Source organism: Sphingomonas sp. CFBP 8765, from assembly GCF_014841445.1.
Classification (GTDB): Bacteria; Pseudomonadota; Alphaproteobacteria; order Sphingomonadales; family Sphingomonadaceae; genus Sphingomonas; species Sphingomonas aerolata.
Genome location: NZ_JACYTY010000005.1, coordinates 258,838 through 271,516 on the forward strand (window position 1 = coordinate 258,838; position 12,679 = coordinate 271,516).

A 12,679-nucleotide genomic window follows, 5' to 3' on the forward strand; every position below is an offset into this window, starting at 1 on the left:
GCCTATCGGGAGAGGGTCCTTGAGCCACAAGAGCTTCGATAAGCGCATGCTGCTTATCTCGACGAGCGTCATTGGTCTGTTGGTCGCCGCGCCGGCCATGGCCCAGCGAACCGCGGGCAGCCAGGTGCCGCAACCAGCCGACAGCCAGACGAGTTCACCCGATCCTGTCGACCCAACCCAGACGTCCGAGCCGGAAAACGCCGATATCGTCGTGACCGGGTTCCGCGCCTCGCTGAACAACGCACTGAACCAGAAGCGTAACGAGACCGCCGCGATCGACAGCATCGTCGCAGAGGATATCGGCAAGTTCCCCGACTCCAACCTCGCCGAGTCTATGCAGCGCATCCCCGGCGTCGCGCTCTCGCGCGGTGACGGCGGCGAGGGCCGCAATATCTCGGTCCGCGGCCTCGGCGCGCAGTTCACGCGCGTGCGCATCAACGGAATGGAAGGCGTGTCGCAGGTCAGCGGCACCGACATTCGCGGCGGCGTCGCGACCGGCCGTTCGTTCGACTTCGTGACCTTCCCGACCGAAATCTTCTCGGCACTGTCGGTCCGCAAGACGCTGTCGGCCGATGTCGAGGAAGGTTCGCTGGGTGCGACGGTCGACCTGCGCGCGCCCAAGCCGTTCGACCAGAAGAAGAGCTTCGTGCTCACCGGCACTGCGCGCGGTATCTACAACGACATCAGCAAGAAGGCCGATCCGCGCCTGTCCGCGCTGGTCTCCAAGCAGTTCGGCGACACGTTCGGCATCCTCGGCAGCATCGCCTATTCGAAGCGACATATCGCCGAATATGCCTATTCGGCCGCCGATGTCGTGCCGACCACGGTCTATGGCCAGGCGCAGCCTGCGGGCACCGCGAATGCCGGCGTGATCTTCCCCTTCTGCACCCCGGTCGGCTACAGCTTTCGCGGGGCCGCGACGAACAGTCCGACCGCCGGCTACGCCCAGCCGAACGGTACGCCGATCGGCGCGGACGCCAATAATTGCAGCACTGGAAATCCGCGCACGAGCACGGCGGCGGCCTATGATTATGTCATGAGCCGGACCGGGGTGAACGGTCGTCCGGGCGGCGGCGTCTATCTCCCCCGCCTGCCGCGACCCGCGAAAAGCGACCAGGAGCAGCAGCGTCTCGCGGGCACCCTGACGCTGCAATGGAAGCCTGGCGACAATACCGACATCTCGCTCGACGGGCTGTATTCGCGGTTCAAGGTGGATCGGCTCGACACCTATTTCGATGCACGCTCGTTCGGGCGCGCGATCTCGAACAACGGCCAGCCGCTGACGTCGGTCCGCGAGATCGAGGTCGATGACAATGGGTCGCTGATCCACGGGCTGTTCGACGGCGTCGATCTGCGGTCGGAGATGCAGCAGGAGAAGTTCACCTCGACCTACCGCCAGGTCAATCTGAACCTCGACCACCGCTTCTCCGACACCGTCCGGGTCTATGGTCTGGCCGGCATCAACCAGTCGCGGCTCGACGTCGACCGCCTACAGGTCGCAATCGATGCCAACGACACGCGCGACTTCTCGATCGACTTCCGCGACAATCCCGACATTCCGAAGATCGGCTACGGAATCGACACGACCAATCCCGCGCTCTTCCAATATGGCCCGCCGCTCGCCAACGGCGACCAGCGCGGTCAGCTGTCGAACTTCATCCGTCGTAACACGATCACGAGCAAGACCTTCGAACTCAACGGCGAATGGGAGGCCGCCCCCGACTTCACGCTGCAGATCGGCGGCCAGTATCGCACCAACAAATATACCGCGCGGGAACGGCAGCTCGCCACCAACACGCCACTCGCGCTCCCGTCGGGCGTGACGCTCGCCAGCCTCACCACCGTGACGACTGGCATCGGCAGCAACCTGGACGGGCTGTTGCAGGATTTCGTCTCGATCGATCCCGAGAAGTTCCGCGACGCGGTCGGGCTCGACAATTATGTCTATTGCAGCCTCGAATGCGCCAAGGGCACGTATGGCGGCGTCGATGAGAAATATGCCTCGGGCTATGCGATGGTGAAGTTCAACACCGCCAACTCGCTGCCCTTCGCACTGCGCGGCGATGCGGGCGTACGATACGTCCATACCAAGCTCGACACCTACGGCCCGATCACCTCGGCCGCGCCTGCCGGGTCGCTCTATCCCTCGCGGTTCGTGATATCGGAGGTCGGCCGCAGCTATGACGACTGGCTGCCGTCGGCGAACCTCGCGCTCGACATCACGCCCGAGCTGATCGCGCGCGCCTCGGTCGCCCGCGTCATGTCACGGCCAGCCTATGGCCAGCTGATCCCCGCAGGCTCCGCGAACCTCGTCATCCAGACCGCAACCTTCAGCAATCCCTTCCTCGAGCCGATCCGTGCCAACACGTTCGACGCGGCGCTCGAATGGTATTTCGCCAAGGGCTCGCTGATCTCGGTCGCGTATTTCTACAAGAATATCGAGAGCTACATCCAGACGACCAGCCAGGCGGTCGCGTTCCAGGATATCGGCCTGCCGCTGACGCTGCTCAACGGAACGCAGTTGCGCCCGACCGACGTGTTCACCGTCCAGCGGAGCAACAACACGGAGGGCGGGCCACTGCGCGGGTTCGAGGTCAACGTCCAGCTGCCCTTCACCTTCCTGCCCGGCGTGCTGCGCAATTTCGGCGCACTCGGCAACTTCACGCGGGTCCGGTCGAACATCAACTACGTCATCTCGCCGACATTGTCCCGGACCGCGCCGCTGGTCGGGCTGTCGCCCGAAACGGCAAGCGGGACGCTCTATTACGAAGACGACAAGTTCAGCATCCGCTCGACGGTCAACTATCGCGCGGCCTTCCTGACCGCCGTCCCCAGCGGCTCGGTCGACGCGGATTCGACCGCCAATGCGAGTTCGATCTTCGTCGACGCCTCGGCCTCGTACAATCTCAACGAGCATATCAAGTTGATCGCCGAAGTATCTAACATCACTGACGAAACCAACCGCCTGACCGTCGACACGGTGCGTCAGGATCCGCTCTACACATCCTATTTCGGCCGTACCTACGCGCTCGCGGTCAATTTCCAGTTCTGAGGACTTCATGGTTCTGGTCGATATCGGCGCGCCCCCCCCTGCCGATGTCGACCCGATCTCCGGGTGCGCTGCACGTCACGTGCGGCGCACCCGGTTCTTTCTTTGACGACGGTGCCGACGGCGCGCCGCATGGGTCCGGGCCTTCATCGTCACGAACGCGCTGAACACATATTTCAGGGATCGGGCCTCATGATCGTGCCATCCATTCTACTCGCGCTTGCAGCGTTGCAAACGACAGCGGCGCCAGCGGCGACCGCCGAGCATGTCGCGATCCAGGCAGCGGACATCGACCGCAGCGCGGCCTTCTATCATGAGGCGTTCGGCCTGCGGATCATCCCGACGCCGCTCAAGAACCGCCGCTGGCTCGATCTGGGCAACGGCCTCGCGCTCCACATCCTCGACGGCCGTACGACGCCGAAACCCTCGAACCGGAACGAGCATCTGGCGCTGCACGTCGACGATCTCGCCACCGTCATTGCCTGGCTCGACCGGCACGGACGCGTCTGGACCGACCTTGCGGGCACACCGCACACGATGCAGCTCCGGTTCGACGGCGTCCGCCAGATCTATGCGCAGGATCCCGATGGCTATTGGCTGGAGATCGGGGATGCTCGCGGCACTGCGCCACGATGACGTGGCGGCCGATCTCGACCAAGGTTATCGAGCGGCGCCTCTCTTGGCCGCCGCCGCACCGCATGGACGAGCACGCTGTTTGATCTTTTTAGATTTGCGCTGCACCCCGAGCCCTGAAAGACATCAGCACGACACATAAACTGGTGTACGCTGCCCCTAGGCGCGGTGCGCCACAGGAGAGATCGCCATGTCGTTCGTTGTCAATGGAAACGCCGTCCCGGGACCGGCGGATCCCCGTGTATCGCTGCTCGACCACCTCCGGGAGACGCTCCACCTGACCGGCACCAAGAAAGGCTGTAATCAGGGCGCGTGCGGGGCCTGCACGGTGCTGGTCGATGGCGAGCGGATCCTGTCCTGCCTCGCGCTGGCGGTCCAGTATGACGGACGTGAGATCACGACGATCGAGGGCCTGGCCGAGACCGCGGCGCTTCACCCGTTGCAGGCGGCGTTCATCGAGCATGACGGGTTCCAGTGCGGCTATTGCACACCCGGGCAGATCTGCTCAGCGATCGGCATGGCCGCGGAGGTGCGCCGCGGCGTGCCAAGCCATGTCAGCGCCGACCTCGCCGCCGACGTGGTCCTGACCCGCGACGAGATCCAGGAACGAATGAGCGGCAATCTGTGCCGTTGCGGCGCGCATAACGGCATCATCGATGCGATCCAGGCGACGATGGCGCCACAGGCGACAGCCGAGACGAGCGCGGAGATGGCGGCATGACGCCTTTCACTTACCTGCGTGCCGATACCGTGAACGATGCCGTACGACTGGGTGCGGGCGAAACCGCGGCCTTTCTCGGCGGCGGCACCAATATCGTCGACCTGATGCGTGAGACCGTCGCCCGCCACGAGACATTGGTCGACGTGACCCGCCTGTCCGCTGCGGTCACCGAGACGGCAGAGGGCGGACTGCTGATCGGCGCGGCCGCTACCAACACCGCGGTCGCCGAGCATCACGGCGTGCGAACGCGCTATCCCATGCTGTCGCGCGCGATCCTGGCGGGGGCGTCTGCGCAGATCCGCAACATGGCGACGGTCGGCGGCAACCTGCTGCAGCGTACGCGCTGTACCTATTTCTATGACACCGACGGATCGCACTGCAACAAGCGCGTGCCCGGTACGGGGTGCGATGCCCGCGAAGGGTTCAACCGCATCCACGCGATTCTCGGCGCATCCGATGCCTGCGTCGCGACGCATCCCTCCGACATGTGCATTGCGCTGACCGCGCTCGACGCAGTCGTGCATATCGAGGGACGCGACGGCGCGCGGACGCTGCCCTTTGGCGAGCTGCACCGCCTGCCCGGCGATCGGCCCGACCTCGACACCGTGCTGGCGGCAGGCGAGCTGATCACGGCGATCGAACTGCCGCCGCTCGGTGTCGCGGCGCGCTCGACCTATCGCAAGGTGCGCGACCGGGCGAGCTACGCCTTCGCGCTGATCTCGGTCGCGGCGGCGATCGAGATGGACGGCGACCGGATCGCCGACGTCCGGATCGCGTTCGGCGGCGTCGCGCACAAGCCATGGCGCGCGACCAAGGCAGAGGCCGCGCTGCGCGGCGAGCTGCCCAACGAGGCCGCCTTCCGGGCGGCCGCAGCCGCGGAGTTCGCCGATGCGCGGCCGCTTCGCGACAATGCGTTCAAGCCCGAACTGGCGACGCGAACGCTGGCCGCGGTGCTGGCCGAGCTGGCGAAGGGAGACGTGGCATGAGCATCATCGATAGCGCAAAGCAGGCGGCGCAGGGCCTGATGCAGGGCGCGATGGAGAAGCTCGTTCCGCTGGCACCCGACAGCTGGATTCCCGGCGGCCGGCCCGATCCGCTGATCGCACACAAGCACGGGCTGATCGGTACGCCGGTATCGCGGCGCGACGGCGCGCTGAAGGTCAAGGGCGAGGCAGGCTTCGCCGCGGAGTTCCGCTTCGACGACTTGGCCTATGCGGCACTCGCCTATGCGACGATCCCGCGCGGCCGGATCACGGCGATCGACAGCGCGGCCGCGGAAGCCGCGCCGGGTGTCGTCCTGGTGATGACCCACCTCAACGCGCCACGGATGAACACGCCGGGCGTGTTCGGCTCGTCCCCGACCGCGGTGGGCCCCGCCGACCTGCCGATCCTGCAGGACGACCGCATCCACTGGAACGGGCAGCCGATCGCCTGCGTCCTCGCCGAGACTCAGGAACAGGCCGACCATGCCGCCTCGCTGCTCGGCTTCACCTATGCCGCGGAGCCGTCGACGACCAGCCTCGAGGGCGCGAAGGCGAACGGTCGCGAACCGGGCCTGTTCATGGGCCAGCCGCTGCACAACCGGATCGGCGATGCCGACGCCGCGCTCGCCACGGCGCCGCATGTCGTCGATCAGATCTATCGCACCCCGCGCCACAACCACAACCCGATCGAACCGCATGCCGCGACGATCGCATGGATCGACGGCGCGCTGGTGATCCACGACGCGAGCCAGATGGTCACCGCCCAGGCGCAGACGATCGGCGAGGTCTTCGATCTAAAGCCCGACAACGTCCGGTTGACCTCGCCCTATGTCGGCGGCGGTTTTGGCTGCAAGGGGTTGTGGGATCACCAGATCATCGGTGCCGCCGCGGCGAAGCTGGCAGGCCGCCCGGTGCGGATCACGCTGTCGCGCGAGGGCGTGTACCGCGTCGTCGGCGGGCGATCCCTCACCGAGCAGCGGGTGGCGATCGGCGCGACCGCGGAGGGCCGCTTCGATGCGCTGGTCCACACCGGGCTGTCGATCATGACGCCGCACAACAACATGCCCGAGCCGTTCATCCTCGGCACGCGCGCCGCCTATGCCTGCCCCAATATCAGCCTGCAGGTCGATATCGCGCGGATGAACATGCTGGCCAACACCTTCATGCGCGCACCGGGCGAGGCGGTCGGTACCTTCGCGCTGGAATGCGCGGTCGACGAACTCGCGGTCGATCTGGGCATCGACCCGGTCGAGCTGCGAATCCGCAACGAGCCGGAGAAGGACCCGACGTCGGGCCTCGCCTTCTCCTCGCGCCATATCGTCGAGGCGTGGCGCAACGGTGCGGATCATTTCGGCTGGGCGGATCGCAGTGTCGAACCGGCCACGCGCCGCGATGGCGAATGGCAGATCGGCATGGGCTGCGCGACAGGGACCTATCCCTATTACCGGATGCCCGGCGCACAGGCGCGCATCACCCTCACGCGGGACGGCGACGCCGTGCGCGCGCTGATCGAGGTCGCGGCGGCGGAAATGGGCATGGGGACCTCGACCACCACCGCGATCGTCGGCGCGGAACGACTGGGTCTGTCGCTCGATCAGGTCCAGGTCGGCTATGGCGACTCTTCGATCCCGGGCGCGATCATGGCGGGGGGATCGCAGCAGACCGCGGCGATCGGCGCGGCCGTCATCGCGGCGCATAACGCACTGGTCGCCGAGCTGCTCAAGCTGGCCGGCAACGACTCGCCCCTCGCGGGGCTGTCGGCGGATACGGTTGGCAGCGAGGATGCCGGGCTGGCGAAGATCGACGACCCGTCGCAGCGTGAAAGCTACGCCTCGATCCTGACGCGTGCGCAGCGCGACAGCGTCACCGTCACCGCGGCGGCGTCGCAACCGCTCGAACTGATGCACTGGTCGATGCACTCGCACAGCGCGATCTTCTGCGAGGTGCGGGTCAATGCGATTACCGGTGAGACACGGGTCAGCCGCATCCTCGGATCGTTCGACTGCGGGCGCATCCTCAACCCCAAGACGGCAAAGAGCCAGTTCCGCGGCGGGATCATCATGGGGCTCGGCATGGCGCTGATGGAGGAGACGCAGTTCGACGAGCGCAACGGCCGGGTCATGAACCCCAGCCTCGCCGAATACCACATCCCCGTGCACCTCGACGTTCCGGAAATCGACGTCATCTGGACCGATATCGCCGATCCCCACACACCGATGGGTGCGCACGGGATCGGCGAGATCGGCATCACCGGCGTCGCGGCGGCGGTCGCCAACGCGGTCTACAACGCCACCGGCAAGCGCGTCCGCGATCTGCCGATCACCCTCGACAAGCTGCTATAGGGTGGCCCTTTAGGGGAAGCGCGACACGCGCCGGTCGGGCGGTCGCCGACCGGCGCTGTGCTGCCCCACCCGCCGCGTTGCGAACCGTTTGCGGCCTCGAGCGCCTTCGTGACGCGATTTCGGATGACCCCGAAGCAACAGCCGCCCGTGATCGCCTAAATCCCGTTGGGGTCGAGCATCGACACCCGCGCCCGTGTCTCATAACCGGATACGGAAGGTCGTCCTGTTCTGTCGCGATGACACTTCCCCTTACCGCCGTGCCGGGATCTAGCGGCTGCTCGCGCGTTACAGCTTCCTGCCCCCCTTTTCCCCCACGCCAACGGAAGATCAGATCATGTCCGACCAGACCGACAGCCCCGTCCTGCAGCCCGTCACGATCGGCGAACTGCGACTGCAGAACCGTATCGTCATGGCGCCGCTGACGCGCAGCCGCTCGAGCGACGAGGGTGTACCGCCCGACTTTGTTGCCGACTATTATGCGCAGCGTGCCGATGCCGGCCTCATCATCAGCGAAGCGACCAACATCTCGTCGCAGGCGCGCGGCTATGCGATGACGCCCGGCATCTGGTCGGACGCGCAGGTCGCCGCATGGACGCCGATCGTCGAGGCCGTCCATCGGCGTGGCGGGGCGATCTTCCTGCAGCTGTGGCACACCGGCCGCATCTCGCATCCCGATCTCCACGACGGCGCGCTCCCCGTCGCGCCGTCCGCGATCAAGGCGGAGGGCCAGGCCTTCACGAACGACGGGATGAAGGATTTCGTCACCCCGCGCGCGCTGGAGACGGACGAGATCCCCGCGATCGTCGAGGATTACCGCCGCGCTGCCGAACAGGCGAAGGCCGCGGGGTTTGACGGCGTCGAGGTCCATGCCGCGAACAACTATCTGCTCGAACAGTTCATCCGCGACAGCACCAACCAGCGCAGCGACGTCTATGGCGGCACGATCGAGAACCGGTTGCGCTTCCCGCTCGACGTCGTTCGCGCCGTCGTCGATGTCTGGGGCGCAAACCGCGTCGGGATCCGCATCTCGCCCGCGACGACCGAGCCGGGCAAGACCCCGCTCGACAGCCAGGTCGGGCGGACCTTCGACACGTTCGTCGATGCCCTGTCGGAGATCGGGCTGCTGTACATCCACGATATCGAAGGCGTGACCCAGCAGACGCGCGACGTGCCGGACGGCGTCGACTTCCAGGCGCTGCGCAAACGCTTCTCGGGCGCGTATATCGCCAACAACCAGTATACGCTGGAGCTTGCCGAAAAGACGCTGGCAGAAGGCAATGCCGACCTGTTCAGCTTCGGTCGCCCCTTCCTCGCCAATCCCGATCTCGTCGACCGGCTGCGCACCGGCGCGCCGCTGGCCGAGGCGCCGAAGCAATATTGGTATGGCGGCGGCGCCGTCGGCTATTCGGACTGGCCCGGCATGAACGGGAAGATCGAGCTCGCGTAATGCGGCAGAGCGCCTGAGGTGACCGAGGGGACGCGGGGCCGGCACACATCGTGCCGCCCTCGTCCCCGATCAGCCACAGCAGCGCTTGTGCTTTTTCCCCGACCCGCAAGGGCACGGATCGTTGCGGCCGACTTTCGATGCCGTCGTCGCCGATGCGTCGGGTGACGACGGGCCGGCGACGCTCACCTGCGCTGCGTACAAGCGCTGAACGGCGTCGGTCAGTTCGGCCGGCGCCCGGTCCTGAAGCGCGTTGATCTCAACGCTGTCGAGGTCGCTCTCATTGCCCGCGACCGCGATCAGCGTTGCCAGCTGCGACCACGGGGCCGCCCTTGCGGGGTCGTCGGCCAGCGCATCCCAGGCCGCGGGGCGCAACGCGACCGCATCGGTCAGGCCGTCGATCCAATATTCCCACAGAACTTCACCATCGCGCTCATCGACGTCGAAGATCGGTTGAAGCTTGCCGCGGGCAAGGTCGCGCGCGATCTCATCACGTCGCGCCGCCACCGCATCGGCGAACCATTGCACGTCGAGCGGATCCTCGAAGGGCGGCGTGCCATCGGACTCGCTTCCCCAGATCACCGTCATCCACTCGCCCGGCGCGATCGCCTCCGGGGAGATCAGCAGCCCGGTGAGGAAGCCGTCGAGCTCGATGAGCAACATCGGTTCCTCGACGGCGAGATCGGCGAGCGCGCCATCGAGGCGCCGGAAGCGCGACGGGAATCGCTTCACAGGCTGAGCGCGCGGCGGCGCATCTCGGCCTGCGCCATCTCGCGCAGCGGGGTCGCCTCGCCCGCAGCGAAAATGTCCGCGAGGTCGAGCAGATCCTCGTCGCCGAGAGCATTCACCGAGTCCTCGACGGCCGCAAGCCGATCGAGCGCGCGCGCCGTCACCATCCCCTGGCGCTTGGTTCGTATTTTGAGCATCGCCGTCCACTAGCAGAACCGGTCAGGATTTACAGGCGCAGACCACGTCCATGATCCGGCACGCATCGACGTGCGGGTGGCAGCCTCTTGGCGCACCGGATCGCAATCTCGAAAATTGTCGCGCGCTCCAAACCGTCCCTGCCCTGACCGCTCTATAATCAAGCTGACCTTGATGGGCGGTCCCCCGATTCCGCGGCTGGCGGCCAGATCGGCGTGACGTGTGAGATTTAGACGACGGCAAATCGCCGCCAGTTTGTTTGAGCTATCGATTCACATGATGCAGCACAAAGGAATCCGTTGATGTTGGCAAAGATCCTCGGCGGCGTCTCGTCAGACGTCCTCACGTCCGAATTGGCGCGCCTCGAGAGCATGTTTGCCGATGGTGACTTTTCGCAACGGGCGAATACTTCGCTCGCCAACGGCCAGACCCAGACGGTGCTTTGCGCGATCAACCAGATGCTCGATCGCGCGCTGCGCCCGGTTGGCCAGTTGAGCGCCCGGATCGACGACTGGAGCGCTGCGCATGACAAGGGCGATATCGACGCCATCCTGCCGATCGACGAGTTTCACGGGACGTTCGCGGTCATGGCCAAGCGGCTCAACCTTCTGGTCGGCAGCCACATCGCGGTCAAAAGATCCGCGATGGCCTGCGTCAGGGAATTCAGCGAGGGTAATTTCGCCGCCCCGCTAGAGCGTTTCCCGGGCAAGAAGGCGTTCATCAACGAGACGATCGAGACGCTGCGCGCAAATCTGCAGGGCCTGATCAGCGAACTGAACCACATGTCCTCCGAGCACGACAAGGGCGACATCGACGTCATCGTCGCGGCCGACCGGTTCAAGGGCGACTTCGGCACCATGGCGCGCGGCGTCAATACCATGGTCGCCAACCATATCGCCGTAAAAAAGAAGGCGATGGCCTGCATCAAGGCGTTTGGCGAAGGCAATTTCGACGCGCCGCTCGAAGCCTTTCCCGGCAAGAAGGCGTTCATCAACGACACCGTCGAGACGCTGCGGCGCAACCTGCGCGACATCATCGGCGAGGTGGAACGGCTGATCAAGGCATCGACCGCGGGCGAGCTCGGCCAGCGCGGTGACGAGACGCGCTTCGTTGGCGATTTCGCCGGACTGGTCTGCGGGATCAACGCGATGCTCGACGCGACGCTGCTGCCGATCGAGGAGGGCAATCGCGTCCTGAACCTCGCCAGCGTCGGCGACCTGCGCGAGATGGTCGAGATCCCCTGCCAGGGCGACCACCGCCGCATGAAGGATTCGATCAACGCGCTGGTCGACAATCTGCGGGTAAGCGCCAGTCTCGCCGACAAGATCGCCGACGGTGATCTGAGCTTTGCACATCAGCCATTGTCCGATCAGGATACGCTTGGACAGGCGATCGTGCGGATGGTCGACAATCTGCGGGTGAGTGCCGATCTGGCCGACAAGATTGCCGATGGCGATCTGGCGGTGTCGCACCAGCCCATGTCCGACAAGGATGTCCTCGGCCAGGCGCTGGTGCGGATGATCGAGCAATTGCGCAACGTCGTCGGCAAGGCCAGCGGCGCCGCCGACAACGTCTCGGCCGGAAGCCAGGAGCTGTCGGCCAGTTCCGAGCAGGTCTCGCAAGGCGCGACCGAGCAGGCGGCGGCTGCCGAAGAAGCGTCTTCGGCGATGGAAGAGATTGCCGCCAACATCAAGCAGAGCGCGGACAATGCCGCGCAGACCGAAAAGATCGCCCGCCAGTCGGCGAAGGACGCCGAACTCAGCGGGATCGCGGTCCAGCGCGCGGTCAACGCGATGCGGACGATCGCCGAGAAGATCGGTATCGTCCAGGAGATCGCCCGGCAGACCGATCTGCTAGCACTGAACGCCGCGGTCGAGGCGGCGCGCGCCGGTGAACATGGCCGAGGTTTTGCCGTCGTCGCCTCGGAAGTCCGCAAGCTCGCGGAACGCAGTCAGGTCGCAGCGGCAGAGATCGGATCGGTGTCCTCGCAGACCGTCGCCGCGGCGACCGAAGCCGGCGACATGCTGACCAAGCTGGTGCCCGACATCAGCCGCACCGCCGAACTCGTCGCCGAGATCAGCGCGGCATGCCGTGAACAGGACATCGGCGCGGCACAGATCAACGAAGCGATCCAGCAGCTCGACCTGATCAGTCAGCAGAATGCCGGTGCGTCCGAACAGATCACCGCGACGTCGGAGGAGCTCGCCTCGCAGGCCGAGGAACTCCAGGCCAGCATCGCCTATTTCCGGACCGGCGGCGGGGCGGACCTTGGCCATCGCCGGCCGGCCCCGGCGGTGCAGCGCAAGGTGAGCGCGCGCAGCCCGATCGCCGCACGGCCAAGCGCCAAGGCCAAGCGGCCAAAGCCCAATTCTATCGCCGACCAGCAGGCCCGCGTGAACGGCTTCGCGCTCGATCTGATCAAGGGTGGCACCGACGCCGACGACGATGCTTTCGGCGCGCAGGCGGCCTGAGCGCGGATTGCTTCAACGGGCGGCCTAGCCGGTAATCAGACGCAACCGCTGACGCTGTGGTGAGGCGATCGCGCCGTCGGGCGCGATCGCCTTGCGGCGTTAATGACGACCT

The 12,679-nt window shown here is 66.0% G+C and carries 9 protein-coding genes; 7 read left to right on the forward strand and 2 right to left on the reverse strand.

What is annotated here, in order from left to right:
* The first annotated feature begins 46 nt into the window (after positions 1-46).
* The 6 genes from IFT87_RS14475 (at position 47) to IFT87_RS14500 (ending at position 9,175) form a co-directional block, all read left to right on the forward strand.
* Entirely contained in the window at positions 47-3,052 is a 3,006-nt protein-coding gene (locus IFT87_RS14475; protein ID WP_192191141.1) for a TonB-dependent receptor, read from the forward strand.
* A 189-nt stretch (positions 3,053-3,241) separates the two neighbouring features.
* Positions 3,242-3,685, forward strand: a complete 444-nt coding sequence (locus IFT87_RS14480; protein WP_052149280.1) for a VOC family protein — start codon at positions 3,242-3,244, stop codon at positions 3,683-3,685.
* A gap of 187 nt (positions 3,686-3,872) precedes the next feature.
* Entirely contained in the window at positions 3,873-4,403 is a 531-nt protein-coding gene (locus IFT87_RS14485; RefSeq protein ID WP_051916497.1) for a 2Fe-2S iron-sulfur cluster-binding protein, read from the forward strand.
* The gene (locus IFT87_RS14490) at positions 4,400-5,389 is read left to right on the forward strand and encodes an FAD binding domain-containing protein (protein ID WP_192191015.1); all 990 of its coding nucleotides are present in this window, start codon (positions 4,400-4,402) and stop codon (positions 5,387-5,389) included. The genes IFT87_RS14485 and IFT87_RS14490 overlap by 4 nt, the downstream gene beginning before the upstream one ends.
* Positions 5,386-7,728, forward strand: coding sequence for a xanthine dehydrogenase family protein molybdopterin-binding subunit (locus IFT87_RS14495; RefSeq protein ID WP_192191016.1), 2,343 nt, complete (start codon positions 5,386-5,388; stop codon positions 7,726-7,728). The genes IFT87_RS14490 and IFT87_RS14495 overlap by 4 nt, the downstream gene beginning before the upstream one ends.
* 334 nt (positions 7,729-8,062) lie before the next feature.
* Positions 8,063-9,175 carry an alkene reductase gene (locus IFT87_RS14500; protein ID WP_192191018.1) on the forward strand — a complete coding sequence of 371 codons (1,113 nt, stop codon included), beginning with the start codon at positions 8,063-8,065 and terminating at the stop codon, positions 9,173-9,175.
* Positions 9,176-9,244: 69 nt separating this feature from the next.
* On the opposite strand, the gene IFT87_RS14505 is transcribed toward IFT87_RS14500, so the two are convergent.
* Both IFT87_RS14505 and IFT87_RS14510 read right to left on the reverse strand, forming a co-directional pair.
* A complete protein-coding gene (locus tag IFT87_RS14505; protein ID WP_192191020.1) occupies positions 9,245-9,904 on the reverse strand; it encodes a UPF0149 family protein in 660 nt (219 codons plus the stop codon).
* The gene (locus IFT87_RS14510; RefSeq protein WP_037528805.1) at positions 9,901-10,098 is read right to left on the reverse strand and encodes a hypothetical protein; all 198 of its coding nucleotides are present in this window, start codon (positions 10,096-10,098) and stop codon (positions 9,901-9,903) included. The genes IFT87_RS14505 and IFT87_RS14510 overlap by 4 nt, the downstream gene beginning before the upstream one ends.
* A 300-nt stretch (positions 10,099-10,398) precedes the next feature.
* On the opposite strand from IFT87_RS14510, the gene IFT87_RS14515 reads away from it, so the two are divergent.
* Positions 10,399-12,567, forward strand: coding sequence for a methyl-accepting chemotaxis protein (locus tag IFT87_RS14515; protein ID WP_052149022.1), 2,169 nt, complete (start codon positions 10,399-10,401; stop codon positions 12,565-12,567).
* The last annotated feature ends 112 nt before the right edge of the window (positions 12,568-12,679 follow it).

What these genes read in the sequence shown, in the direction of transcription:
- IFT87_RS14475 (WP_192191141.1), top strand. Translation starts at nt 47, where the DNA reads ATGCTGCTTATCTCGACGAGCGTCATTGGTCTGTTGGTCGCCGCGCCG.
- IFT87_RS14480 (WP_052149280.1), top strand. Translation starts at nt 3,242, where the DNA reads ATGATCGTGCCATCCATTCTACTCGCGCTTGCAGCGTTGCAAACGACA.
- IFT87_RS14485 (WP_051916497.1), top strand. Translation starts at nt 3,873, where the DNA reads ATGTCGTTCGTTGTCAATGGAAACGCCGTCCCGGGACCGGCGGATCCC.
- IFT87_RS14490 (WP_192191015.1), top strand. Translation starts at nt 4,400, where the DNA reads ATGACGCCTTTCACTTACCTGCGTGCCGATACCGTGAACGATGCCGTA.
- IFT87_RS14495 (WP_192191016.1), top strand. Translation starts at nt 5,386, where the DNA reads ATGAGCATCATCGATAGCGCAAAGCAGGCGGCGCAGGGCCTGATGCAG.
- IFT87_RS14500 (WP_192191018.1), top strand. Translation starts at nt 8,063, where the DNA reads ATGTCCGACCAGACCGACAGCCCCGTCCTGCAGCCCGTCACGATCGGC.
- IFT87_RS14510 (WP_037528805.1), bottom strand. Translation starts at nt 10,098, where the DNA reads ATGCTCAAAATACGAACCAAGCGCCAGGGGATGGTGACGGCGCGCGCG.
- IFT87_RS14515 (WP_052149022.1), top strand. Translation starts at nt 10,399, where the DNA reads ATGTTGGCAAAGATCCTCGGCGGCGTCTCGTCAGACGTCCTCACGTCC.